Annotated in this window: 28 protein-coding genes and 2 pseudogenes; 4 read left to right on the top strand and 26 right to left on the bottom strand. The window is 33.3% G+C overall.

Annotated elements, in window-relative coordinates; all coding sequences use genetic code 11:
- Positions 1-195: 195 nt before the first annotated feature.
- From D8M04_RS04085 to D8M04_RS04100, 4 genes are all read right to left on the bottom strand, one after another.
- Complete coding sequence (locus D8M04_RS04085; protein WP_121521602.1) at positions 196-747, bottom strand: hypothetical protein; 552 nt, start codon at positions 745-747, stop codon at positions 196-198.
- A gap of 218 nt (positions 748-965) precedes the next feature.
- On the bottom strand, positions 966-1,559 hold the full coding sequence (locus D8M04_RS04090; protein WP_121521603.1) for a hypothetical protein: 594 nt from the start codon (positions 1,557-1,559) through the stop codon (positions 966-968).
- Positions 1,560-1,713: 154 nt separating this feature from the next.
- On the bottom strand, positions 1,714-2,532 hold the full coding sequence (locus tag D8M04_RS04095) for an SMI1/KNR4 family protein (protein ID WP_121521604.1): 819 nt from the start codon (positions 2,530-2,532) through the stop codon (positions 1,714-1,716).
- 131 nt (positions 2,533-2,663) lie between these two features.
- Complete coding sequence (locus tag D8M04_RS04100) at positions 2,664-2,852, bottom strand: hypothetical protein (RefSeq protein WP_121521605.1); 189 nt, start codon at positions 2,850-2,852, stop codon at positions 2,664-2,666.
- A gap of 192 nt (positions 2,853-3,044) precedes the next feature.
- On the opposite strand from D8M04_RS04100, the gene D8M04_RS19965 reads away from it, so the two are divergent.
- Positions 3,045-3,182: a hypothetical protein gene (locus D8M04_RS19965; protein ID WP_158595077.1), complete on the top strand. Its 138-nt coding sequence runs from the start codon at positions 3,045-3,047 to the stop codon at positions 3,180-3,182.
- 313 nt (positions 3,183-3,495) lie between these two features.
- Here D8M04_RS19965 and D8M04_RS04105 read toward each other — a convergent pair whose 3' ends face one another.
- The 5 genes from D8M04_RS04105 to D8M04_RS04125 form a co-directional block, all read right to left on the bottom strand.
- On the bottom strand, positions 3,496-3,729 hold the full coding sequence (locus D8M04_RS04105) for a spore germination protein (protein WP_121521606.1): 234 nt from the start codon (positions 3,727-3,729) through the stop codon (positions 3,496-3,498).
- Between the two features lie 337 nt (positions 3,730-4,066).
- Positions 4,067-4,369: a hypothetical protein gene (locus tag D8M04_RS04110; RefSeq protein ID WP_121521607.1), complete on the bottom strand. Its 303-nt coding sequence runs from the start codon at positions 4,367-4,369 to the stop codon at positions 4,067-4,069.
- Positions 4,370-4,467: 98 nt separating this feature from the next.
- Positions 4,468-4,992, bottom strand: a complete 525-nt coding sequence (locus D8M04_RS04115) for a hypothetical protein (RefSeq protein WP_121521608.1) — start codon at positions 4,990-4,992, stop codon at positions 4,468-4,470.
- 549 nt (positions 4,993-5,541) lie between these two features.
- Positions 5,542-6,234 carry an HAD family hydrolase gene (locus D8M04_RS04120; RefSeq protein ID WP_121521609.1) on the bottom strand — a complete coding sequence of 231 codons (693 nt, stop codon included), beginning with the start codon at positions 6,232-6,234 and terminating at the stop codon, positions 5,542-5,544.
- A 225-nt stretch (positions 6,235-6,459) separates the two neighbouring features.
- The gene (locus D8M04_RS04125; protein WP_121521610.1) at positions 6,460-7,764 is read right to left on the bottom strand and encodes a serine hydrolase domain-containing protein; all 1,305 of its coding nucleotides are present in this window, start codon (positions 7,762-7,764) and stop codon (positions 6,460-6,462) included.
- A 374-nt stretch (positions 7,765-8,138) separates the two neighbouring features.
- Here D8M04_RS04125 and D8M04_RS04130 point away from each other — a divergent pair, with 374 nt between their 5' ends.
- A complete protein-coding gene (locus D8M04_RS04130) occupies positions 8,139-8,597 on the top strand; it encodes a DUF4306 domain-containing protein (protein WP_121521611.1) in 459 nt (152 codons plus the stop codon).
- A gap of 142 nt (positions 8,598-8,739) precedes the next feature.
- Here the strand turns inward: D8M04_RS04130 and D8M04_RS04135 are convergent, their stop codons facing one another.
- The 9 genes from D8M04_RS04135 to D8M04_RS04180 form a co-directional block, all read right to left on the bottom strand.
- The gene (locus D8M04_RS04135) at positions 8,740-9,483 is read right to left on the bottom strand and encodes an SDR family NAD(P)-dependent oxidoreductase (RefSeq protein ID WP_121521612.1); all 744 of its coding nucleotides are present in this window, start codon (positions 9,481-9,483) and stop codon (positions 8,740-8,742) included.
- A 359-nt stretch (positions 9,484-9,842) separates the two neighbouring features.
- Positions 9,843-10,025 carry a hypothetical protein gene (locus D8M04_RS04140; RefSeq protein WP_121521613.1) on the bottom strand — a complete coding sequence of 61 codons (183 nt, stop codon included), beginning with the start codon at positions 10,023-10,025 and terminating at the stop codon, positions 9,843-9,845.
- 447 nt (positions 10,026-10,472) lie between these two features.
- On the bottom strand, positions 10,473-10,895 hold the full coding sequence (locus D8M04_RS04145; RefSeq protein WP_121521614.1) for a VOC family protein: 423 nt from the start codon (positions 10,893-10,895) through the stop codon (positions 10,473-10,475).
- Positions 10,896-11,176: 281 nt separating this feature from the next.
- Positions 11,177-11,467, bottom strand: coding sequence for a hypothetical protein (locus D8M04_RS04150; RefSeq protein WP_121521615.1), 291 nt, complete (start codon positions 11,465-11,467; stop codon positions 11,177-11,179).
- Between the two features lie 426 nt (positions 11,468-11,893).
- The gene (locus tag D8M04_RS20365) at positions 11,894-12,124 is read right to left on the bottom strand and encodes a hypothetical protein (protein ID WP_121521616.1); all 231 of its coding nucleotides are present in this window, start codon (positions 12,122-12,124) and stop codon (positions 11,894-11,896) included.
- A gap of 693 nt (positions 12,125-12,817) precedes the next feature.
- Positions 12,818-13,669 carry a pentapeptide repeat-containing protein gene (locus tag D8M04_RS04165; protein ID WP_121521618.1) on the bottom strand — a complete coding sequence of 284 codons (852 nt, stop codon included), beginning with the start codon at positions 13,667-13,669 and terminating at the stop codon, positions 12,818-12,820.
- A gap of 35 nt (positions 13,670-13,704) precedes the next feature.
- On the bottom strand, positions 13,705-14,301 hold the full coding sequence (locus D8M04_RS20640) for a DUF6366 family protein (RefSeq protein WP_222928573.1): 597 nt from the start codon (positions 14,299-14,301) through the stop codon (positions 13,705-13,707).
- A 363-nt stretch (positions 14,302-14,664) separates the two neighbouring features.
- Positions 14,665-14,997, bottom strand: coding sequence for an iron-sulfur cluster biosynthesis family protein (locus D8M04_RS04175; RefSeq protein ID WP_246001104.1), 333 nt, complete (start codon positions 14,995-14,997; stop codon positions 14,665-14,667).
- Positions 14,998-15,124: 127 nt separating this feature from the next.
- Positions 15,125-15,559 carry an OsmC family protein gene (locus D8M04_RS04180; protein WP_121521619.1) on the bottom strand — a complete coding sequence of 145 codons (435 nt, stop codon included), beginning with the start codon at positions 15,557-15,559 and terminating at the stop codon, positions 15,125-15,127.
- 244 nt (positions 15,560-15,803) lie between these two features.
- On the opposite strand from D8M04_RS04180, the gene D8M04_RS04185 reads away from it, so the two are divergent.
- Complete coding sequence (locus tag D8M04_RS04185; RefSeq protein WP_121521620.1) at positions 15,804-16,457, top strand: carboxymuconolactone decarboxylase family protein; 654 nt, start codon at positions 15,804-15,806, stop codon at positions 16,455-16,457.
- A gap of 12 nt (positions 16,458-16,469) precedes the next feature.
- Complete coding sequence (locus D8M04_RS04190; RefSeq protein WP_121521621.1) at positions 16,470-17,048, top strand: TetR/AcrR family transcriptional regulator; 579 nt, start codon at positions 16,470-16,472, stop codon at positions 17,046-17,048.
- 100 nt (positions 17,049-17,148) lie between these two features.
- On the opposite strand, the pseudogene D8M04_RS20375 reads toward D8M04_RS04190, so the two are convergent.
- The 8 genes and pseudogenes from D8M04_RS20375 to ytxJ form a co-directional block, all read right to left on the bottom strand.
- Positions 17,149-17,328 (bottom strand): annotated as a pseudogene (locus tag D8M04_RS20375) (low molecular weight phosphatase family protein); the annotation flags it as partial.
- Between the two features lie 385 nt (positions 17,329-17,713).
- A complete protein-coding gene (locus tag D8M04_RS20380) occupies positions 17,714-17,989 on the bottom strand; it encodes a hypothetical protein (RefSeq protein WP_246001105.1) in 276 nt (91 codons plus the stop codon).
- A 227-nt stretch (positions 17,990-18,216) separates the two neighbouring features.
- Entirely contained in the window at positions 18,217-18,690 is a 474-nt protein-coding gene (locus tag D8M04_RS04205; protein ID WP_121521622.1) for an NUDIX hydrolase, read from the bottom strand.
- 961 nt (positions 18,691-19,651) lie between these two features.
- Positions 19,652-20,083 (bottom strand): SRPBCC family protein, encoded by a 432-nt coding sequence (locus tag D8M04_RS04215; RefSeq protein ID WP_121521624.1) that lies wholly within the window; start codon positions 20,081-20,083, stop codon positions 19,652-19,654.
- 319 nt (positions 20,084-20,402) lie between these two features.
- Positions 20,403-20,549: pseudogene (locus tag D8M04_RS20125) on the bottom strand (DNA/RNA non-specific endonuclease); the annotation flags it as partial.
- A 246-nt stretch (positions 20,550-20,795) separates the two neighbouring features.
- Positions 20,796-22,202 (bottom strand): amidase, encoded by a 1,407-nt coding sequence (locus D8M04_RS04225; protein ID WP_121521626.1) that lies wholly within the window; start codon positions 22,200-22,202, stop codon positions 20,796-20,798.
- A gap of 512 nt (positions 22,203-22,714) precedes the next feature.
- Positions 22,715-22,954: a glutaredoxin family protein gene (locus tag D8M04_RS04230; protein ID WP_121521627.1), complete on the bottom strand. Its 240-nt coding sequence runs from the start codon at positions 22,952-22,954 to the stop codon at positions 22,715-22,717.
- Positions 22,951-23,280 carry a bacillithiol system redox-active protein YtxJ gene (ytxJ, locus tag D8M04_RS04235; protein ID WP_121521628.1) on the bottom strand — a complete coding sequence of 110 codons (330 nt, stop codon included), beginning with the start codon at positions 23,278-23,280 and terminating at the stop codon, positions 22,951-22,953. The genes D8M04_RS04230 and ytxJ overlap by 4 nt, the downstream gene beginning before the upstream one ends.
- Positions 23,281-23,626 lie beyond the last annotated feature (346 nt).

Here is a 23,626-nt window from a genome sequence, read left to right on the forward strand (position 1 = left end):
TTATTAGCTGAACCTGTTTGTCGAAGAAGAAATGAGGTGAGATACAAAAATTCCCTTTGTTCAAACACAGTGCCCTTTTTGAAAACTTAAAGTATGAATTAAAATCATAGTAAAAGGGGTGTTAAAAATAACATCTCTTTTTAACTTGCCTGCCCCGTTACCCCAGTAATTACAGTTTTCTATTTAATAAACCCTCTATTCTTCAAATTTCTTATACATCGTTCCATCTACATCTCTAACTTCAACTACTGGGTTCAGTTTGTCTACTCCAATAATAACTGTTGGATTTATTTCTGTAGATTTATTATAAAAACTTTTTACATGTATTACTGTTTTCCCATTCAGTTCCTCAACGTCAGAAACTTCAATACTTGTTCCTGTTCTTTCTTCACCTAATGAAAGAATGACTGCTTTACTATCTACTGTATCCATTATTTTAAACCCGCTTATATCTTCGGTTTGAAGTCGTTCTAAATATTTATAGATCTCATCCTCTTGTGATGCATATTCATTCTCTTTTTGTATAATCCAATAATCCGGCCGATTCAAGTAAGAAAAAGCGAACATGCCAACAACAAATAAAACGATAAAAGTAAAAATATATTTACGCCATAGACTTTTTTTCCCCATTATCATTAGTATAATAAAAATAGTTATAACCCCTAAACCTATTACGGATAAGGGCATTCCTTCAAAACCGCCAACTAACAATCCTCCAAACACTATAGCAATACCCACTATAAACAAAAAAAGGATCTCTTTTTATCCTCCATTTCTTTTGAAAAAAAGTATGTAAGAGTATAAAACCCTATACCTATTACTAATCCGAAAAGATACAAAGCCATAAACAAGTGCATTAAATAATCCTCCTTTGTTTAGAAAACAGCTACGACCCTTTCTTACTCTTATTATATATTCAACAAGAAAGGATGCTTATCCTTCCTCAAGATAAGCACCCCTAGCACTTAGTTAATAAATTCAGCTTTAAGGAGATAAGCAACGTTATATTCTTCCAACTCACTCATATTACTCTCAACATCTTCATAAAAGCTCATGGAGAGCGTACTCATAACATTTTCATTTGAATAACAAATATCTGCTAACACTACTTCTCCTCCTTCTATGGTTATCATTTCTTGAAAACTCCCCCATACACTCGACATTTCTGCTAAGCCTGTTGAATCTGAATCAAAACCGCTTATTGAAGACGTGCCACCACTACTGCTGACACCAATATTAAAGTTATTTTGCTTTAGATTATTAGTTCTTGGGACTGTAAAAATAATTGACCCATTTTGTTCAACCTCTGTTGTTAAATGAACTAATTTATCATCAACCAATTCACCTAATTCATATTTCTCAATCCATACAGATACTTCTTCATATTCTCTGTCTATTTTAAAATCAAATACAAATGATTTCTCTGAAGTAGTCGAAAATATGGCATTCTCTCTCTCGGTTAATTCAGCAACAGAAACCGTATTAGGTTTAAAATTGCTGCAAGCACCAAAAGCAAATATCAGTAAGGATAATGTTAGTATTGCTGATATTTTTTTCATTCTTTATTCCCCTTTTGTTACATCTATAATTTTACAATGAAAATTTCCCTCTTTGTAATAATAGAATATTAAGACAATATTTCTTAAAGAAAAAACGACCATTTTGTTAGTCGCCTTGCTTCACTCTTGTACCATAAAATATTTTAATCTGAACTCACTCAACTTCGTCTATCATCTGCAACCTAATCTTTATATCTGGATCAGGAATTTCTTCCAGCTTATCTATCAAAAATGAATATTTATTATGGTCCATTTCCGCTCGAAGGTATGAATATTCATATAGTTTATCAGCGATTTCTACTGCCATTTCCTCACTAATATTTCTATATAAAAGAGAAATAAGTTGTTCTAGTAACCAATTAATATCATTATCACCTATATGTATATTTGTAAGAGTAGGCACAATTAGTTCTTCATCATTGCTTGTTTTAAATATGTTTTCCGCTTCTTCTTTAGTTATGTCATGCAGCTCTGGCATCTCCATATCATCAGTGATTTCCGCCTCATCTTCATCAACAATAACCATCTCTTCCTCTTGGAGGCCTTCAATGAACTTAGAAAAATTGCTAGCAATTTGAATATCAACTTTTTCTTCTACCTCAATATAGACGATGCTAGGTTCGCTAGCTCCTCCTCTATAATCCATTGCAATCCAAGTATGACCATCTCCACCCAGAAGCACGATATCCTCTGGAAGTCCCCATTCATTAATAAGGTACAGAGAATCTAAAATACCTTCTTCTCCAATACCATAAATACTTTCGATATAAATAAAGTCTTCTACTGAGCTAGTTGAAAATTCAATTGGAAAAGCAGTTCGTTTTATGTATCCGCCATTTTGTTCTTTTACTAACTCCTTGTAGAGTTGTGGTAGTTTTACTCCTAATTTCTTCTCAGCACCCACAATATCCTCTTCTTTAATAGGCTTTAATACGTATGAATCGTCTTCATCTACTAACCAAAAGTCGCGCATAATTCCCTCCTGCAAAAATTAGTATAATGAAATATTACCATCCTAAAACCTGCATTAATATCATTATTGCTCGACAAATCACGACATAAAAATGTGCCACCTAGAGCTACCCTTCTAACTTATAGTTGAAGTTAATTTCTGCCCCTATACATTTTATCCGCTCGAAATACACTCAAAATCATTAATATTAACGTAACTATAACAAGTAACACCCATAAATCATTATTGTTTACTGCTAAGACTATTGCAATTATCCCCGATAAAATAGATGTTATGAAACCCAACATTGTTTTTAAATCTTTCAATACCGACCAATTCATTTATACCCTCCTCTTATTGTTGTTATTTTACATAAGTAATTAAAACAGCTATTTCTCTCACTTTAACAATAGCAGCCATTAGTTTAAGAATGAGTTAGGATTATACCATTGGCTAAATTTTGTTCAGTTGGGTACTTTAAATATATTAGTTATCCTCTACAAATCAAACTCAGTAGAAAGAGGTGAATCCAAATGGCTAATTCAAGAACTAACCAGCTGCTTGTTGGAAGTACCATTTTATCTAGTGCTCTTAGTATCACAGTTATTGCCTTGACAATTTATCACCATTTTACAATTCAAAATAAAATTGATGAACTAAAGAGGGCTTAGGAAACTAGGCTCTCTTTAACTTATCTGTCCCTTTAGTAAAAAAAGACCGCCATTTTGACGCTCTCACTGTAGTATTAAAGCACCCGTAAGTTAAGGAAGAACATAATAACGATTATTTATATTTAAGAAAACCACCTTTTAGTTGAATTAAAATTGATTATATTTTATTAGTAAAAGTCCATATACATCTCCATACATGTTTTGAAGGAGTCTATTTTGCAGAAGGTTCCTACCTTTTGTAATCTAGCTTTCACTACAACAAATTTTGATCCTATATTTCTTAATATAGCTGATGTTAATGAACAATTGATGACTATTGTACTGGTGAAGATGGATTTTCAATTTGATCTTGATCACTTATATCAGAATCTTGATTCGAAGTGAAAATTAAAGAAAAAGAAGGTGAAAAATCTCCCATTGAAAAATTAGCACCATTTAATTTTAGGTTTGATGTATGGCTATTTTGCAAGTTTTTTCCTATATTAATATTTGCATTTTGTGCAAGCCCATTTACGGACAGTTTACCAATATTAATTTGCTTAAACATAGAAGCCTCCAATAAAATGATTTATTTGAATACTAATACAAGTTATGTTGAACAAGCAAAAAAGAAATGGACAAACATGGAATTTAGTATATAAAGTTCTTATCTATGAAAAAAACAAACTAATATAACGATGTACTGGTAGTGAGATTCATTCAGATAACGTAGAGATAAAATCAATTACAGTAAAAGCACCCCCTCCTTAAACACATATAGAAAAGAGCGATTAAGGACTCGCTTAACTAATGCACCCGTTAAGGCAAGAAGAACTGAGTATATTAGCTAGCTTACCAAAAGTGATAATTCTGTTAATTTTCATTCGGCATGGTTGCGAGATCATTTAAAAATAAATTATTTCAATCAGAAATGGCACGACTACCCCCAAGAGAAGAAAAGCAATGACGACGAATAGAATAGTTCCAGCTATTGGCAGAATCCATTTTCTATTCTTGTAGTATTGGTACCAGTAATTAACCGACCAGATTAGTACCAGTGTAACAATATAAACGAATTTGACACCGTCATAGTTGGGGCCTGGGCTAATATTTATCACAAGGAAAAAGGCGAGAAAACCGATAAATCCGAGCAAGAACCAATTGACAGTATGTACGACAATATTATAAATAATATAGTTATTCTTCATTATCTCCACTACTTCCCGTATGAATTAAAAAAGCAATGCTAATGAAACAAAGTTGCTTCTTGTGTACTTATATGTATAATAGCGCTAATAAAATTACCCTAATTACTCAAAGAACCCAAAAAATCACCTAAACGAATTAATATATCTTCAATTTTATGTTCTTCATTTAAATTTGCTTGCCCACTCACCGTTTCAACTTCTAATGATTCGCTGCTTTCTTTTTGGTAGTGTAGTTCTAAGGTGAAATCATAAATTATTTCATCAGATTCTGTTTTCTCATATTCGATATTTTCAACCTTAAAGTTGTAGTCATTTTTTAATGCTTCAATCAGTATTCCAGAACTATTATTGTTATTTACAAATTCCATATAAGATGCTTCATTTGCAAAGTAATCTTCAAAATGATCTTTATCATACTGTACTAAGTCTCCAATTTCCCCACTATTAAATATTTTCTTTAATTCATCATTTGGTCCTGTAAGAGCGTTCTGTAATAGAGATTCAATTGTCTCTATATTTTCATCCTGTGTTTCCTGCTCTGCATTTCCTGTACAACCAGCTATCAATAAAAGCATTAAAGTGAATAAAGCGATTACAAACAATTTATACGTTTGTTTTTTCATATAAAACTCCCCCTTGATAAGTAATACGAGGGATAATGTTATTAAGTTTCACAAGGCTTTATATTCAAATCTTGTTTTCACTATACTTCCCCGTTGCTTCAAAAGAAAAAAGAAAAACCATCCTTCGTTATAGAAGCATCGCAACAGTTCGCTTAACAAACCTTTTTATAAAAAGTAAGGGTTGTTTTATTATTTATTTTCCTGCTACCTCCTGTTTGGTTATAACCCATTTTTTATATAAATAACAATTTCTTTTTTCCTCTGATATTTTAACTAGTTCCCAACTGGCTGCTTGAGGGGACATTTATTCAATAAAATTATAGTCTTCTGAGCTACCCCTTTTCCTTGATAGGCAGGCCATAACTTCACTAACTAAATAATTATAGATGTTATAACATTATGCAACTCACAGTTCTTATTGAACTCTACTGCTCCGATATCTCAATAAGTTTCTGATGGCTCTTAAAGTAACGCATTCGTAAGTGTAAGAATTTAAGTGAAGCATATTCCACAAACGCGCCTGATTGTGGAATAGTAACATTAAAGAACTTAAATAGAGGATAAGCTATTTAAGTAACCGTCAACTTTTTTTAAACGAAAATCTTCAAGCTGCAATAATTGATTTACCTCATCAATTAAGAATGTAGGCTCTTCCTCTAATAATTTTTCTCTTTTATGACTTCCCCAGGTCACACCACAAGAAGCAACGTTTGCTGATTTTGCCATTTGTAAATCAAATATAGCGTCACCTATCATTACAGTTTCTTCTATAATTAAATCATATAACTTCACTATTTTTAAAACACCATCTGGATGGGGTTTATAATGTTTGACTTTATCTGATCCGATAATATCTTTGAAATATGTATCAATATTTAATTTTTGTAAGTTTCGAATCAAAACATCAGTCTTTTTACTTGAAACAACAAATAACTGTCTATCTTCTGCTTTTAACTCACTCAACAATTCTGGAATATTTGGAAAAACGACAAGACTCTCAATTTCATTTGCTTTGTAATGATTACGGAAAATTTGAAGAAGATAATTAAAGGATTCATCTGTAAAAACATAATCTGTCATTTCTTTAAATGACACCTCAATTGGAATACCCATAAAATGTTCAATTTGTTCAGTACTTGGAACATTCAAACCAAACTCTTTAAAGGCAGATTGAGTTGCAATTACACTACATAACTTAGAATCTGCTAGCGTGCCGTCAAAATCAAATATATAGTTTTTCATTTTCTCTCTCTCCTACTGATGGAAAATTTTTTTAATTAATTCTATCATATTCTTAGTGGAAATTTTGCTTATTGAGTTTGTAAATCATTTAAGTTTTAATAAAAATATAACCAGGTTGCTGAACATAAGTTATACAACGCTCTTTAACTAAATTCTCCCCTTAGTACAATAACTTCTACGAACGTCAATCCTTATTGAATCCAATTGCTGAATAATATTTAGAAATTATAAGTCCTTATAAGCTATATATTTATTGCCATTAAAGTCTTTATACTCTACACTTTCTATCTTTCCTAACGAGCAATAATGGAATATAAGTTGCTCATTAACCATTTCGGTTAAGAAAGTTGTTTTTGTTGGATTGTGACTGACTGGAATAAGTTTAAATTTATATAATACTCCATACATCTTAGGAACTGTTAAATATAGTTCACCATTTTTTAAAGTGATATCTAAAATTTTACTCTCATCATTTTCAATAAGATACTTCCCAGCAATAAGCTCCGTGTTAGTAAAGTTGATTGGTTGAGTAGAAAGAGGTAATGATACTTGTTCATCAAAAAGTACCCTAGCCATTTCTTGAGTTAAATGTGTTACAGGCGTAACGTTTATATTGCTAAGAAAGATTACCGTAACTTGCTCATCAACAAATCTGAGGAAATTGCTACAAAAACCACTAATATCTCCAAAATGGTGCACACATTTTCTACCCAACATTTCCGATACCATCCAACCAGATGCGTACGAACTAATATTTGGTGAAAACATTTTCTCCATAAGTTCTTTATTTAGGAGCTGAGATGATTCTAATGCCTGATCCCAAAGGAACAAATCTTCTGTTGTTGAATATAATCCATAGGCTCCTAAAGGAAAGGATAAATCTGCATATGCTGAGTGAATTGGTTTTTCCCAGAATGAATAGCCTGAAGCTAAGTCTGCAACTATCTCAATTCCGTCATCACAGCCTGTATTACTCATACCCAAGGGACGACATATTTTTTCTTTTATGTATTCTGCATAGGACATGCCTGAAACTTTTTCAATAATTGCTGTTAGTAATGTATAACCTGAACTTGAATATTCAAATTTCATACCTGGTTCGAAATTCAACTCCAGATGTTTGAACGAATCAATCAGTTGTTCTAAGGTCATCGGCAGTCTCATTGTTTTAGACCAAAAGTCGGGAAAACTTGTGTAATTTGGAATTCCTGTAGTGCTTGTTAAACAATGATAGAGAGTAATATTTTCACCAAGTGGGTAATCAGGAAGATACTTCCCTATACAATCATCTATACACAATTTCCCTTTTTCATGTAATTGATATATACCCATAGATGTAAAAGCCTTAGTAAGTGAGCCGATGCGAAATTTGGTTGTAGGTTTATTGGATACCGAATGCTCCCAATTTGCCATACCAAAACCTTTATTTAAAATGATATCTTTATTAGAAGCTATCAAAATTGAACCATTTATATAACCATTTTCTTCATACCTTTCTATCCATTTGCCTATCCGTTCGTCTGCTCTCATGTAATTCCCCCCTTATCCCCTAAATAAATATTATTACAATAGTAAATCCATCATACCTTCTTCTAGGATTACATCTGTTAGAATAAGTCAATTGAAATTTTAACTCCATAATAAATTCCGCAATTGCAAACCATCAGAAGGATGACCATGATATGCCCTCATCCACCGAGGATAAGTAATCGGAAGCACTTCAGTTAAAGAACATTCATTTAACCGCCTTGGAATTAGTCACTACTACATAGATCTATAATTTTTTTAATTATATAATAATTATTGAGACATCTACAACTGAAGGGACTAAAGTGTAGTTGGATGAATTTTGCATTAATAAACGGACATGGCGTTGCTCATGATTTTTATTAAGGGGGGTAAGTATGATTATTTATTGGGTACAAGTTGGTTTTGCTATATTTGTGTTTCTTTTCTCAACAGTAGCTGCTTGGTTTGAAGGAAGTGGAATTTTACAAGATATATTTAGTTGGGACCATACAACACCTTTCTCCCAATTATTAAATGGGGAAGTAACTAAGGCTAGTGACATTGTAATTCTTGATTATTTTGTTTTTGCTGCTAAATACCTTCCGCTGTTTCCTATATTGATGACTTTAAGTAGTCTACATTTACTTATTCTATTTGGATATTTTCTATTTAAAAACACAAAGAAATTTATAATATTTCTTGGAGTGATTGGAAGTATGCTAATTTTTCTTAGTATTTTCTTCATAAACTATCACACAATCGGTGGTAAATCATTTTTGTATACCTTCTTAGTTAGTGGCTTGTTATGTATAATTATTACATGGATTATTAAAAAATATGATACCTTAACATAATAAACAACAGAACACTTACACTAAAAGTTAAATTTACTAACGCTATAATTACACCTTTATGAATTACTATGGTAAAGAACTTAATGATTATAACTAAAACACCCCAACTTCTAAATGTTGGGGTGTTTAGGTTTAATATTTATTACAAATCTGAAATCATACCGCCATCGACAACGAATTGTGCTCCAGTTGAATAACTAGAATCGTCAGAAGCAAGGTATACAACTAAATTAGAAACTTCTTCTACTTCTGCTCTTCTTCTTAGTGGAATATCTTGCTCAAGTTGTTTTAGATATTCTTCAACATCTGGTTGGTCAGCCATAGGTGTTTTGATAATTCCAGGATGTACAGAATTTACACGGATATTATATTGTCCAAGCTCAGTAGCCGCACCTTTAGTCATACCAGTTACAGCATGTTTAGAAGCACTATAAGCAATAGCCGTTGGCGCACTTACCAAACCATCTACAGATGAAATGTTAACAATAGAACCTACGCCAGCTTTTTTCATAGAAGGAAGTACTTTTTGCATTCCTAAGAATACGCCAAGCTCGTCTACTTTAAATGTTAATTCGAAGTCTTTTACAGTTAGTTCTTCTAATGTTTTGAAGATACCAATTCCTGCGTTGTTTACTAACACGTTGATAGGACCAAACGTTTCTTCTGTTTTTGCTACAACTTCTACCCAGTTCTCTTCACTAGCAACATCTAATTTAAGAGCGATTGCGTTTTCTCCTAATTCATCGGCTAGTTTTTGTGCACCTTCCAAGTTAAGGTCAGTAATAGCCACTTTCGCGCCTTCTTCCACGAATTTACGAACATGCATAGCACCCATACCTTGTGCTGCCCCTGTAATGATTGCTACTTTTCCATCTAATTTTCCCATTATGAATTTCTCCTTTCAACTCCAAGTACAATTTTTTTTACTTTCGTGAACAAGTTAATAATAAACCTTCTTTAAATTATTTTCAAATAAAGAATCTTGATTTAAATATATTTTTAGCTATATATATATACCAGTGGAACTCTTGTTTCACAAATCTTCCCCCCTTAGTACTGCCCCATTACTACAATAAATCCGACAAAATGCACGCTAACCCTTTTTGGATTAACACACCCTATAATTTGAGTGAAATACTTCACAATAACACTTAATCTTTCCACTCCCTTGTAATTTTAAAATCACATAAATTCTTGTTCACAACTCTGTAATTGGTATTTGTGTCTTACCACCTTATATAGCCACTATCCTCTTGTATTTGAAATTCCCAGCCACTTTTTAAAATAAAATGATGTTCCATTAACACCTGTCAATTCCCAATCTTCTTTTTCAAGCGAATTTAACTTTTCAGTCATTGCTGTATTAAAATCAATACCGTTCTTCAATTGGATTTGAATGTTTTCCACTTTGTATTCAAATTGCTTCAATTAAGAACCACCTTTATTATTGTAATATAAAAGATAATTAAAAATGGTTTCTTTTTCAAGTACCTGCCCCTTTAGCACAATATAAGTTACTAAAAACAACTAGCGTCCTTCTTTTTAAAGAAATTAGAAATAACAAGTAGAATCAGCCCTTTTATAATTGATGGTAAGAAAAAAGGATGTAAGACTTCTGGAATATCTTCCGCCATTACACCACTTTCATTAAAAATAATAATTCTGAAATAAAAAGTAGAAAACCCGACCAAAAATTTACCTTTCCTACTTAGTATGTCTTTTCACGTTTATTTCACTTCCCCCAAGCAAAATAACATAATGTTATTTCAATAACCAACTATCCTGTCCTAATAGTACAATATGAAAAAGATAGCTATTGTTCGATCTCATCTTTAACTTTTACATCTGTTTATTGAAGAAGAAATCGTCTTGAATTTATTCCGTTATCTCCCAATCTGGATTCCAAACCACTTCCCACAAATGCCCGTCTGGATCTTGGAAGTATCCAGAGTATCCACCCCAAAAGGTTTCGTGGCCTGGAACTGTAACTACTGCACCTGCTTTCTCTGCTTGTTCTATTACCTTATCGACCTCTTCTTTACTGTTAACATTATGACCAATTGTAAATTCAGTGGGACTTGTTGGTGTCTGCTTAATATTGGTGTCGTAAGCTATATCTTTACGATTCCATATTGCAAGTTTTAGATATGATTGTAAGTCGAAAAAGGCTACCATACCGTGCTCAAATTCTTTACCTACTATGCCTAGTGTTGGTAACCCAAGTCCATCCTGATAAAATTTCAAAGATCTTTCCAAATCATCTACACCCAATGTAATTACTGAAATTCGTGGTTTCACATAATCCCTCCTTCATAAGACAGTATTTTCACTTAGCCTCTTCAATAAACCTGCCCTGTTACTTGAATAAAAAAGGATCTTCGTAATTGAAGAATCCCACCTGTTACCTTAAGTACAACATTTTCTCACCTAAATAAAAAAATCATTTCACTTAAATTTTGGTCTAAAACTAGCGAAAGCTCTTGTTTTTTAACTAAATGAATGAGGGATTTTTGAAAAAGTGAATACCACTAGCATTAGTTGTAAACAAACAACTTGCTGATAATGTTCCTTGTTTGGGATTAGTTTCTTGCTTCTTTTCTCTTCTTTGATTCTTTTACATAATTAATATAGTTCCCTGTTCCTTCGATTGCAGAAACTGCAATAATAGCCCATTCAAGCGGGGAGACATCATTTAGCGATTCCTTGCCATAAAATAATGTAAATACTGTGATAAATCCATATAGAAAGGCTTTAAAGAAATATTCCCAAATCGGAGAATAATTCTCTAAATTAACTCTTGCGTATATCTTATCTATAAGTAAAGCAATTCCCAGAATTATCACCAAAGTAAAAATCAATTCCATTGTCACAGATCACCTCCAAGTAAATTCTAACGCACCGTTAACTTACTAAAGAAACTTTAATCTATATGCCTTTTTACTAAGATACACTGAACGATTGGATTAGTAATATATGCTAAACATAAAGCGATAAACAGCGGATAATTCTCTTCGTTTTTAGGTATGGCATAGTCTATAATCCAAACCGTCACACCCTGTTAAAATAAATATAAAAACAAACACCAGCTTTAAACTTATTTTTCTCATAAGAAGCCCTCATTTGACGCAATTTATTTTAATAATATACATATAATCATTTATACGAAATATATATCAGCAAAGTTTCGACGAGATACTTAAACTAAACTGTCCCTTTAGTTAATAAAGACCACCCAAATGACGATTTTATTGTTGTGTAAAAACACCCGTTTGTTTAAGTACATTTAAAACCAACGGTTATCCAATGTGATTATGAATACACCAAAAAATAAGAATCATACTCACTATTCCCCAAGCAGTGGTACTCACTATCCACCAAATTATAGATTTAGCTTTTGCTGAACTTTCCTTGCCTTCCATATTTTCTGTTATAAAAGCGAGCTTACTTTCCATTCCTTTTTTCAAAGAAGTGAGTACAACAAATCCGATTATTATGAAACCAATAGTTATCCAGAGTAATATATCCACCTTTTATCCATCCCTTTTGTGAATTACTTTTCTTTCAATCTTCTTTATTCAATTATTCCGCCCCGATAATACAATAGATTCTACTAAAAAGGTGGTTAATCCTTCTTGGATCAACGCACCCGATAGTTGAATAGCAATTTTAATTCATTCTATCCAAAATTAAATAGTCCTTAGTTCTAAATATCGTTATATCGTTCTTCTCTGCAAATTCAGTTAAATGTTCATACGCTTCTTGAGGTTAAAGTACGCATAATCTAATGTTGATTCCTTTTTTCATCTTTATAATCGCAGCTTTTTTAGCCCATCCAACACGTATCAATTTCAGTTGATTTATTTGGTCGGGATAAATATTCTTTTTGATGATGGGTTTATTGAATAATAATATCTGGTATATTAAATGCTCCCTGTGGATGGTAAATTTAAACCGAAAAGAAGCTAACCAAATAGCTATTAATAAAACGAATAAGAATAGCGATAAAGATTGTCCGTAATAATCTGCCAGTACATTCCACAGTAAGACAATAAAGATTGTAATAAAAATTGATTGCCTCTGCGAATTTATATTATACTCCATTGATTGGAAGTACCCCCTCGAAAAATGAATCAAATGACTAAACTATCCATAATAAAAATAAATACCCATAGCAACAATCACATTTTTAAGTTAAAGCTCCAAAAACAAAAAGAACAAAATCAGTTACTCCAATGAGAAGGTAGTTGTATATAAGAAGGCAATTTCGTTTTCACATCACCTTTAGCCGAATTAATTTGCATTTGTGTCAAAAACATACTGGTAGAAAGATCAGCCCCACTAATATCAGCATCACGTAAATCAGCACCAATAAAATTCACTGCTCTTAAATCAGCATTTCGCATATCGGCAGCAATTAAATATGCTCCTCTAAAATCAGTTGCCCTCAAATCTTTATCCTTTAATTTTTTTCCGATCCAGTCGGCTCGTGCATGGTCAAAATCTTTAACCTTATTAGCACCAATTAACTTTGCAATAATATTTTCTCTAATAGAATCACTTGCTACTGTAAGTAATTCATTCAACGAAAATCGGTAGATCACCAGATCAAGAGATAATAGTTCGTCAGCACCCAATTTCGTTAAATCTTGTAACTCTTTTAATTTCTGACCCAACTCATCAGACAGGTCATTTGAAATATCGTACGACATAGCTTCTGCTGCATACGCAATCATTTCATGAATTTGTTCCATTATGGGAAACACTTGGAACATTTTTTCACCAGTTTCAGGATTATCTCGCCAACTTTGACCATTAAAAGTAACCTGAGAAACGATTTGTCCAGCACCTAAACAGTCATATACTGTACAGCCTTTGAATCCTTTTTCTCTCAACTGGCTATGAATTTGGCAACTATAATCGGATTGTAAATTCATGCAGGGAGTAGCTGCGGGTTTATTAATTGGAAAATCGCTGGATGCAATAATATTAAGTGCTGTGCAGCAGAGACCAAAGCATTTAGAACAATCGGCAGTTAAATCTTGTCTTATATTATTGGCTGTTTCTTTATTCATTTTTAACCCTCTTTAAATTTCTACTTTTTAGTTGATTATAAATACACGGTATTATTAAATGTCATTCCAAAATAACTATATTCTATATTAATACTGTTTATTGCTTCATTATGAGTAACACTAATCCCATATATTTCGTCATCTTTTGATGCAGTTCCATCATCTAATTTTTCAAAATTAGATGATGGTGAAGTTCCTGTTTTTATGACTACCTCATCTATATTAGTAAAACCATATTTTTTCGCTTCTTCACTGTTATAATCATCTGTTATGGTGAACCCTTGCAATGCATTACTAACTTGCAAGCTTGTTTTTAAAGGTTTTTCATTATTATTGATCGATACACTTAATATTTTTACTTCACGAAAACCGTTGTTACCAATACCGATAACAACTGATTTATTATCATCACTAGAAGCAATAGTACCTATCTCTAATGGTGGATTAAATTTCAATAAAAAGTAACCACCACCAATCATTAATACAAGAATCAATATTCCAGTACCTTTCCAACCAAAACCACCCACTAAATCAGCAAGATTGCTCCCGTGGATACTACTAGAAGGTTTTTTTAATTCTCCTTGTCTCATTTTTTCTCTTCTTACTTCAGGTGTTTCTTTGTCTTTTCCCATTTTTACATCCCCTGTAAAATAAATATTCCTAAAAAAAATGATGACCCTTTTACCAGATAGCTCAGCAGCATTTCATTTAATATTAACATAATATTCCTAACATTATTAGAAAAAGAAAAGCCAATCAAATTCTGATTGCCTTGTTCAACTCTTGCACCCATTAATTTAAGTACATTATTTCACAATCTCTTCAAAGTATTAACATATGAATCTAATCATCTTTAAAGGCATTGTTTCATAAATTGGACGCTAAATGAAAAATGAGTACTCACCCTTGGTCTTGGATAGTACCCTTTTCTTGAATAGCTAATGGTATTATTATCTGGTATTGTGGGAGATCAAAGAGTGGAAAACTAGATTTAATCAAATTATATTATTCATAATAAATGACATTCTTCCATTTATTATTTGTTGTGGGCTTTTTAACTGAAAGCTGTTCACTGAATCCGAATAATCAATTTTTAAGTCCTTGTCGTCAAAGAATATGATCTTTGATTTCTCCAACAATACAGGACGATCGTTAGTCTCAAATAGAATATCTTGTGTTTCATCTCTGGTTGGGACAAAATGCAAAGTAGGTACTCCAGCCCCACAGGCGAGCCCTTCCATTACGTTTTGAATTTTAAGATATCCTTTTTGATCCCCAATTTTTTTGTTCAATTCTTCTGATGCCCTTTCTGTAATAATCATTGCCATTTGACACACTCCCTCTATTTTTTACCAATGAATTTAAATTAAGGCAGCATAACCGCCGCCTTGATTTTAAAAGACCTTTTATTTGAAGGGTCTAAAATGCATTTCTAAAACTATTAACCTAATCAGACTATTTTGAAGAAACCTTACCTTGAATTTCAATTTTAACATCTGCTTTTTTCAATAAATTTCCTACTTCGCATCCTTTATCAGCAGCTTCAGTTGCTCTTTGTGCGGATTGAATCTGTTCTTCTGTTGCATCAGCAGATAAAACGATATGCGGATAGTGAGTAATTTTAAACTCATTATCAGATATATTTGCCTCAGAATTTACTATAAGTTCTGCAACTGGTAGTTTTCTACTTTCAAGCGCAAACGTAAGTGTTGCTGCGTAGCAAGTAGTGACAGAAGAAACTAGAACCTCTTTTGGATTTGCTCCCTTACCACTGCCTCCTAAAAATGTTGGAATAGCGATTTTTGTATCCAGATTCTCTGATTTAAGTGTTCCATTCCCTGTTACCCCTTCATTCCACACAGCATTTACATTTATTTTCATATCAGCCATTTATAAACACTCCTTAATAAAATTATATTTTTAATCAGTACCTACCGGTCGGTACATTTTTAACTTAACATGCCTACTACAGAATTGGCAAGATAAAATTTTTGCTCTCAAAAGGACCGCAACCATATTTCCTGGACCTAATCGGAAATAGTGTTATTATTATTGTACCGAACAGTCGGTAAACAGTAATGTTAATATATAATTAAGGTTATACTAAATAGAAAAGTAAAAGGGAGTTTTGAACATGCCAACAAATTTATATGCAAAAGAAAATACGCAGAATCTAGCTCAATTAAAAGATTTAGCGCCAGAGCAATTTCAAGCTTTCCATGATTTTAATCATGCCGTATTTAGTGAAGGTGCTCTTACTCAAAAAGAGAAAGAAATTGTTGCTGTAGCAATTGCACATATTACCCAGTGTCCGTATTGTATTGACTCTCATACGAAGAAAGCAAAAAAAGCGGGAGCATCATTAGAAGAATTAGTTGAAGCAGTATTTGTTGCTACCAGTGTGGAAGCAGGTGGCGCAGTTACTCACAGTACGCATATCCACAACGCAAAAGATGCAGGTGCATCAGATGTTCTTTATGCTCGTTCTAATTTAAAAAATTTACGAAATATAGGTAAGTTTGCTCCTGAAGGATTCAAAGGCTATACAGCATTTAGTACTGCGGCTACTAAAGAAGGAAAACTTACCGCTAAGTTTAAAGAAATCATCGCAACTGCATCCGGTGTAGCCAGTCAATGTCCATATTGCATTGATGTCCATACGAAAAAAGCAGAAAAACTCGGTGCAACAAGTGAAGAACTTGCAGAGGCAATCTTGGTTACTTCTGCATTACGTGCTGGCGGTTCCTATGCACACATGGCTAATATGATTCAAAGTTACCAGGATTGAGGTTGTGGTATTATGTCGTCTAAAAAACAGGGAATTATTCTTATATCTAGAGAGGTAATACACTCAAAAGGCTACCAAGCGACATCAGTTAGCGATATTATGGAAGCTGCTAAGATTGGTAAGGGACAATTTTATCATTATTTTCAATCAAAACATGATCTTGGATTAGCGGTTGTTGAAGATCTGGTTAAAGATTGGGAAGAACAGTTAATTATTGGTATTCTGAATACTTCAAATGACCCTGTCACTAAACTACAACGCATGCTCCAATGGGCAGAGACAAGTCATGCGGAAATGGAGATTAAGTATGGATGCGCAATGGGAAATTTGGCAATCGAAATGAGTACCCAAGATGAAGAATTTAGAATAAAGATTAATGAATTTTTTAATCACTGGATTAACTCAGTTGCTGATATCTTAACGGAAATGATGGAAAACCATCAGTTAGATCAATCAATCAATCCTAAAAAAGATGCAGAATCCATTGTTGCCATGATTGAAGGCGGAATTTTACTAATGGTAAGTCAGCAAAATATCCAAGTTTTACGGGATATTTTCGAAGTAATTATACAAAAGTATCATTTAGATTAAAGACAAAAAGTATGAAAAGATTAAGTGAATCATTTCGGTTTGTTAGTTAAGATTAATGTATACCTAATAAGCACCAAGAAAGTTCCTTGGTGCTTTTTGGTTATTCCCCTATTTCGGCAAAGCGTTTGATGCGTTCGCTAATTTCATTGCGAACACGCTGGAAAACTGCCCATTTTTCTTCTCCCGTTCCTTCTGCTCTTGCTGGGTCATTAAAACCCCAGTGTTCCCGTTTCACTTTAGGCGGTGTGACAGGGCATTTATCTTTAGCATCACCACAAAGAATGGCTGGTTTAAGTCCAATACAATACCGAACTCAAACTAGCCAAACAGCTGCATGATTTTAAACTTTAACTTTTAGGGGTCACTACCTTTTCAAGTAACGCACCCGTTAATTGAAGTAGAAAAGAGACACTTATAAGCAATCTCTACCTATTCTGGAAGATTGTCTCAGAATGGATTCTTAAAGAAAATCCCTCAGTAGTTGAATAAAGATTTAATATTTTTTATGGAAAAAAAGTAAAAAGCTCCACCGATCATCCAAAAAGGTTCCCAGAAAATTAACCTCCAAAACGATGCATATGAATCTAAATCAAATTCTAAAATATTAAACGTACTTAATGTAATAGTGACGAAATTAAGAAATCCATATAAGAACAATAAGGACCCTACAATTTTCGAAGCGTAATAAGAATTCTGATTATTATAGGATTCTTCCATTGAACAAGAAGAATCAACAATAATATTAAACCAAGTAATTTAATAAAACCGGTAAGCCAAACAATCGTGATGAACGAAGGGGAAGGGTTTAGGGACATTTCATAAATAGACGCTCCTAGAGATCTAACACCAAGTAAGCCATCCATTGCCCAATAAAAGCTCATACTTGAAAAAATAATAGTCCAAACAATACCGAAAGTTATTATCCAATAATTCCTCTGCATTGGAAAGCACTCCTCTATAAAAGTCTTACACTTTTATTCCCTTCAGATATTCATATAAAATAATTTTATTGTGTAGCACAGTTATTTCTTAACTTTGTTCAATTGGCTTACTCCACTATATGGCCCAATTGCTTAACGAAGACCAAAATGGGCTCTTTCACTAAACTGCCTGTTTATACAATAAATTAAGCAGAAAGACTTTAATCCTTCTTGGATTAAAGCATCCGTTAGTTGAGTAAGGATTCATTAGTAATTTGCTCATTATACATATTAATTGGGTAAAGATTCTTTTTAAATAAATTATTAATAATTTGCTTAAATACCTCTGGTTCCCGTAAGTCTTCATTCTTAAATTTTACAAGGTCACTTACCCTAATCCACTTACTTTCAGAAATTTCATCTTCTTCGAGGTTTATAGAACCACCAGTAACCTCACCAATAAAATGAAATAGAATTACTTGATTGCTTGTACTACTGAAAAAATTATATACACCAGTAGTTCCTATCAGTTTTACATCCAACCCTGTTTCCTCTTTTACTTCCCTCTGAGCTGAATAAAGAATGTCTTCACCATATTCAATACGTCCACCCGGAAAATTCCATTTATTAAAAGCAGTTGGTTTATTCTCTTTAATAATTAAGCCTTCAGTTTCATTAAAGATTGATACGCTTGCTACTAAAACAATTCCCTCTTGCGACATCCATTTCTCCTCAATTCTTTTTGAAAATCAGATTTTATCTCTATTATATCTGATTACTTTATTCCTCAGCTCTTGCTACCCGTTAGTCATACATGTAACGCAAGACCAGCGCTACACCACAAAGAATGAAAGTTTGTTTCTATGTCTATAATGACTTTTGGGTATATTCACAACAATCTTGTCACAGCATTATAAATTATAAAATGCTGGGTCTAGTTTATTTTTGTCTTTTTTAGGATTTTCGGATGTAAACTTTCATGGTAGTTGAAGAAGAAACTGTTAGATTTCACACTTCTACCCATTATCATTATTTTTGTTTGAACATAACACCAATAATATAAAGCTAGACAAAAATCCTGTCCCAATTGCTACATACGAATATTCTATTTCCAACCATACATTACTGATAATCCCGAATATCGAACCTAAAAATGCTAACCACCCTACAAAAAATCCGATTTTCTTTCCTGTTAAAATCATAATTACCTCCGTTCCGCTAACCTGCCTCAAAGCGAAATTCCATTTTTATATAAGTAAAGACGATCATTGGATAATCGACTTTTGAATTCTTGCCCCGTTAGCTGGGTAAATGATATAAAGCTAAACCTATTTTATAACCTACTAAAAATAAAATTGCTACTGCTGATACGTTCACACAGGCAAATATAAATGGTCTTTTCTTTCCGAGAACATTATAAAATGATTGTATCTTCTTTAAATTAGTCAATTTGAGAACCCCTCTCTAACGAAAACAATATATTAATATTTTACCGTAAAATCCACATCCTTGGTTAACTATTCTGCCCCTTTACAATAACTTCTAAGAAAAGTAGCGTTAATCCTTCTTGAATTAACGCACCCGTTACTTTAAGAGCAACTTTTACAATGTCGCCTTAAAAATAATAAGAAAAGGCTGTCAAAACAGCCTTTTCTTATTTAAACTAAAATTCCCCTGATAGCATTACTTCACCAATGAAGCCCTCAAATTAACACCATATTCCAAATAACCCTTTAAACAAGTCAACATATAGACCCAACCTTCTTTATTATCTAACAGCTGAATTATTATATTGTCATCATTTCCGTTAAAACCTTGTTCCTTGATTTCAATGATACTTTCAGAATTGCCTAATTCATTCAGGGTAATCGTGACTCTATGCCCTTCGCCATTTGCACCCCAAAGAAAGACGATTTTCTTATTTAGCTCGATTTCCGTTATTTTTATATCGCCTTGTGCATCATATTCATCATATCTTAGTGTAATCGTCTTTCCTTGCTCCCATCTTTCAGAACTCGACGAGAACCAAAAGTTCCCTATTTTTGTGGGGTCAACAAAGGCTTCAAACAATTCATTCACTGGCTTCAATATTTTCATTTTCGTAACATTGTTCATAAAAATTACTCCTCGGCTTGTTTATATTTAATGTGCTACTCGTTCATATTATACCTCTTTGAATTTTGAAAAAACAAATTCGTTGTTCAACTACTCTTCCCCTTTAGTTAAAAGTGACCGCCGTGTGACGATTTCCTTATTGTGTTAACGCACCAGTTAGCTTAAGTACATTCATTCACAAATTTGTATCCCATTAAAGCATTTGAATATGTGTTTTATTAAATGAATCTTGATATTTCTAAAGCAACCGATTAGTGAACTGTCTTCCTTCATGGTTTATCTTCTTCACAAAAAACAGTTGTTCTTATCAAGCATAGACTTTTGCTTCTTGAATCGTAACTCTTCCGTTACCGTTTGTATCAACACTAGAAAGATCACCGTTTGCGTTTAAATTAGTTGATTTTGAAGGCTCACTTTTTGTTAAACCGAGAGATGCATTTACTTCATCAGGGTTCACGTTATCAAATCCTGAAGATTCCATAATACAGAAAGGGATATTTTTAATGCAAAACAAGAAAAAATAGAGAATATCGTTGTTTCTCATACCACAAAAAGCAGAGCCTTCTCTATATTTATTTTTATAAAGGATAATGGCACTGATAAACATCAAATACTAGAAATATAAGTCCCTCTTACTCTAGGATTAAGCTAGTTTAAGAGGGACTATATAGAATTTGGTGGTGACAACCTAAGTATAATATAAAACGTAGTATTATAGACTAGGTCGCTTGCCACCAAGTAGATTTAATTTTTCAATCGCATAACCGGTATTCAGTACACGTCCATCCGCAAATGCTGGTCCTGTAATTTGGATTCCTACTGGCATATTTCCATTCCATCCACAAGGTACGGATAGGGTTGGTGTTCCGATTATATTTAATGGGTTTGTCAAGCGAATAAAGTTCGGTAGTAATGGCACTTGTTCACCGTTTAAATCAACCATTTCATCCCCAATCTTATTCGGCATAACTGGTAATGTTGGTGAGATGAGTACGTCTACATTTTTGAATATTTCATTAAAATCTTGTGTCAACTGTTCTTTTACTTTCACTGCATCTGCATATTGCTTGGAGGATGGGAATGCTCCAGAAACTAGAAAGCCGCGGATATCTTCACCAAAATCTTCAGGTCTTTCAATAATGCTTCTATAATGAACAGCAGAAGCTTCGGAAACAGAAAATGTAAATCCTGCCCAATCAGCATCTTTCATCGCAGGTATTTCTACTGTTTCTACTTTTGCGCCTTGATCGACAAGTGTTTGGATGGTATCGCGAACAGACTTTTCAATATTTGAATCGATATTGTTGAAGAAATATTCTTCATCCACACCAATAACTAAGTCTTTCACATCTCCCGTAATTTGATCGAGAAAGTTTTCAGGAGTCCTTTCCATAGAGCCAGCATTTTTTTGATCGTGTCCAGCAATGATTTCGAGTAATCCAGCTGCATCTTTCACCGTCTTTGTCATTGGGCCAACATGGTCCTGGGTCCATGATAACGGAAACACTCCATGGGTACTAACTAACCCACGAGTAGGTTTTAACCCAACGATTCCACAAGCAGCCGCTGGGATACGAATGGAACCAGCTGTATCTGTTCCAATCGAAGCGATACTTGCACCGACTGCAACAGCTGCACCGGATCCACCGCTGGAACCACCTGGAGTCTTCTCCAAATCCCATGGATTACGGACGGCACCGTAATATGGGTTATCACTCGTAATACTTAGTGCATATTCATGTAAATTCAATTTCCCCGTAAAAATAACTCCAGCATCCCGAAGTTTTTCTACAATGGTTGCATCATAAGAGGGGACATAGTCCTTATGTATTTTTGAGCCCAACGTTGTTAATTTATCTTTAAAGAAAACATTGTCTTTAATTCCCATTGGGATTCCATGGTACATTCCAAGGTAATTACCATTTCTGATTTCTTCTTCTGCCTTCTTTGCATTTTCAATTGCCTCATCACGATAAATGGATATGTACGCATTCGTTTTTTCATTCGTTTCTTCTGCACGATTAAGTACTGCTTCTGCCAATTCAACAGGAGAAATCTCTTTGTTTTTAATAAGTGGTGCTAATTCCTCAACTGATTTTGTTACAATCTCGTTTGCCAACTTTTCTCCTCCATCTTTCCTCGTTAGAGTATTTAGTACATATTCATTGTAGGATGTAAAATTCTAGTAATCAAGAAATACAATTTGCTAGAATAGAGGATTTGATATAAAGATTTGGCTTACATAGAATACAAGATTAGATTCTCTGGATCAGTGGCTGCAGATTTCCGAAATTTTGTCGATAAACCGAAATAACTTCATCACGCGCGTCTCCTCCTCCTCTCTTTTCTTTTACTTTCTCTTTATGTATGGGGGATGTTTCGGTGATGGATTGGGTGCGTAAAAAGTATCGCCTATTCGGAAACTAAAATTCATAATTACATAGTTTTCATTAATGGTGCTATTCAACAATCTGGACCTATTGCGCAACAAGCAGGGATGGAATACACCGATTTAGAGACAAACTTAACTTTTTTTATTTACCATCCCCGTCTCCTGGTCAATCCCATAGAGATAGGTTACTTTTGGCACACTAAAAAAGCCATGACTTTACATCATGACTTTGTCTAACTTTACTTTTCAATTGTTTCTATAAGTTCTTTTAATTCAGGTTTAAAGCCTTTAACTGCCTTATCTCCAACTACGGTAACAGGTACACCCATAAAACCAAATTTTTCGACTTCCTGTTGATATTCCACACTTGACATGACGTCTCTTACTTCAAATGAAATTTTTTCCTCTTCTAGCATCTGTTTAACATAGTTGCATTCTACACAGCCAGGCGTGGAATAAACGATGACTTGTTTGCTCATGCGTTCAGAGCCTCCTTGATTGAATCTCTTGTAATTTTCCAATGAGAAGTATTCCAAGAAACTTTACCATCATCAAATAGCAAGATTTGTGGAGATTCATGTTTAATTTCAAATTCTTCAGCAATATGATTTGATACAGGTCGATCTTCTATTACCAAGACCATTGCAGCAGAAGTAGTTTCATTTTCATTAACAAATGATTGAAGTTCTTCATTCGCTTTGGCACTGATTGGGCAAGTTGTACTATGTTTTAATAGCAAACGTTTCCCAGGTTGTTGAACAAATTCATTTAATTCTTCAATGCTTTTAAGTTGTTTTATAGACATTATCCGCACCATCCTGTTTCACAATATAATATTTTCCTTCATAAATCTAACATAATGGAAGATATTTTACTAATGATGGGACTCTATTAACAAAAACGTATGTTTATTGTAAAACACTGCTATTAAAAGGATTATGAGTGGATGACAAAATTACAATAACGAAAAACATCCATTTAAATTCTTTCTTTAAGGCTTTTTTCTAAAAGATTTTTCCTTTAATAACGAAAACTGTTGAAGTTTAAGAGGAACGGATTGCGAAAACTTCCAGTAAGGTATAAAACATTCTTCTACTAACCTTCCCCTTTAGCTTAATAAAGAAAAGCTTCCTACATTAGGAAGCCCGTTT

The sequence above is a fragment of the Oceanobacillus piezotolerans genome, from assembly GCF_003665065.1.
Lineage (GTDB): Bacteria > Bacillota > Bacilli > Bacillales > Amphibacillaceae > Oceanobacillus > Oceanobacillus piezotolerans.

What these genes read in the sequence shown, in the direction of transcription:
- D8M04_RS04090 (WP_121521603.1), bottom strand. Translation starts at nt 1,559, where the DNA reads ATGAAAAAAATATCAGCAATACTAACATTATCCTTACTGATATTTGCT.
- D8M04_RS04095 (WP_121521604.1), bottom strand. Translation starts at nt 2,532, where the DNA reads ATGCGCGACTTTTGGTTAGTAGATGAAGACGATTCATACGTATTAAAG.
- D8M04_RS04100 (WP_121521605.1), bottom strand. Translation starts at nt 2,852, where the DNA reads ATGAATTGGTCGGTATTGAAAGATTTAAAAACAATGTTGGGTTTCATA.
- D8M04_RS19965 (WP_158595077.1), top strand. Translation starts at nt 3,045, where the DNA reads ATGGCTAATTCAAGAACTAACCAGCTGCTTGTTGGAAGTACCATTTTA.
- D8M04_RS04105 (WP_121521606.1), bottom strand. Translation starts at nt 3,729, where the DNA reads ATGTTTAAGCAAATTAATATTGGTAAACTGTCCGTAAATGGGCTTGCA.
- D8M04_RS04110 (WP_121521607.1), bottom strand. Translation starts at nt 4,369, where the DNA reads ATGAAGAATAACTATATTATTTATAATATTGTCGTACATACTGTCAAT.
- D8M04_RS04115 (WP_121521608.1), bottom strand. Translation starts at nt 4,992, where the DNA reads ATGAAAAAACAAACGTATAAATTGTTTGTAATCGCTTTATTCACTTTA.
- D8M04_RS04120 (WP_121521609.1), bottom strand. Translation starts at nt 6,234, where the DNA reads ATGAAAAACTATATATTTGATTTTGACGGCACGCTAGCAGATTCTAAG.
- D8M04_RS04125 (WP_121521610.1), bottom strand. Translation starts at nt 7,764, where the DNA reads ATGAGAGCAGACGAACGGATAGGCAAATGGATAGAAAGGTATGAAGAA.
- D8M04_RS04130 (WP_121521611.1), top strand. Translation starts at nt 8,139, where the DNA reads ATGATTATTTATTGGGTACAAGTTGGTTTTGCTATATTTGTGTTTCTT.
- D8M04_RS04135 (WP_121521612.1), bottom strand. Translation starts at nt 9,483, where the DNA reads ATGGGAAAATTAGATGGAAAAGTAGCAATCATTACAGGGGCAGCACAA.
- D8M04_RS04165 (WP_121521618.1), bottom strand. Translation starts at nt 13,669, where the DNA reads ATGAATAAAGAAACAGCCAATAATATAAGACAAGATTTAACTGCCGAT.
- D8M04_RS20640 (WP_222928573.1), bottom strand. Translation starts at nt 14,301, where the DNA reads ATGGGAAAAGACAAAGAAACACCTGAAGTAAGAAGAGAAAAAATGAGA.
- D8M04_RS04175 (WP_246001104.1), bottom strand. Translation starts at nt 14,997, where the DNA reads ATGGCAATGATTATTACAGAAAGGGCATCAGAAGAATTGAACAAAAAA.
- D8M04_RS04180 (WP_121521619.1), bottom strand. Translation starts at nt 15,559, where the DNA reads ATGGCTGATATGAAAATAAATGTAAATGCTGTGTGGAATGAAGGGGTA.
- D8M04_RS04185 (WP_121521620.1), top strand. Translation starts at nt 15,804, where the DNA reads ATGCCAACAAATTTATATGCAAAAGAAAATACGCAGAATCTAGCTCAA.
- D8M04_RS04190 (WP_121521621.1), top strand. Translation starts at nt 16,470, where the DNA reads ATGTCGTCTAAAAAACAGGGAATTATTCTTATATCTAGAGAGGTAATA.
- D8M04_RS20380 (WP_246001105.1), bottom strand. Translation starts at nt 17,989, where the DNA reads ATGCAGAGGAATTATTGGATAATAACTTTCGGTATTGTTTGGACTATT.
- D8M04_RS04205 (WP_121521622.1), bottom strand. Translation starts at nt 18,690, where the DNA reads ATGTCGCAAGAGGGAATTGTTTTAGTAGCAAGCGTATCAATCTTTAAT.
- D8M04_RS04215 (WP_121521624.1), bottom strand. Translation starts at nt 20,083, where the DNA reads ATGAACAATGTTACGAAAATGAAAATATTGAAGCCAGTGAATGAATTG.
- D8M04_RS04230 (WP_121521627.1), bottom strand. Translation starts at nt 22,954, where the DNA reads ATGAGCAAACAAGTCATCGTTTATTCCACGCCTGGCTGTGTAGAATGC.
- ytxJ (WP_121521628.1), bottom strand. Translation starts at nt 23,280, where the DNA reads ATGTCTATAAAACAACTTAAAAGCATTGAAGAATTAAATGAATTTGTT.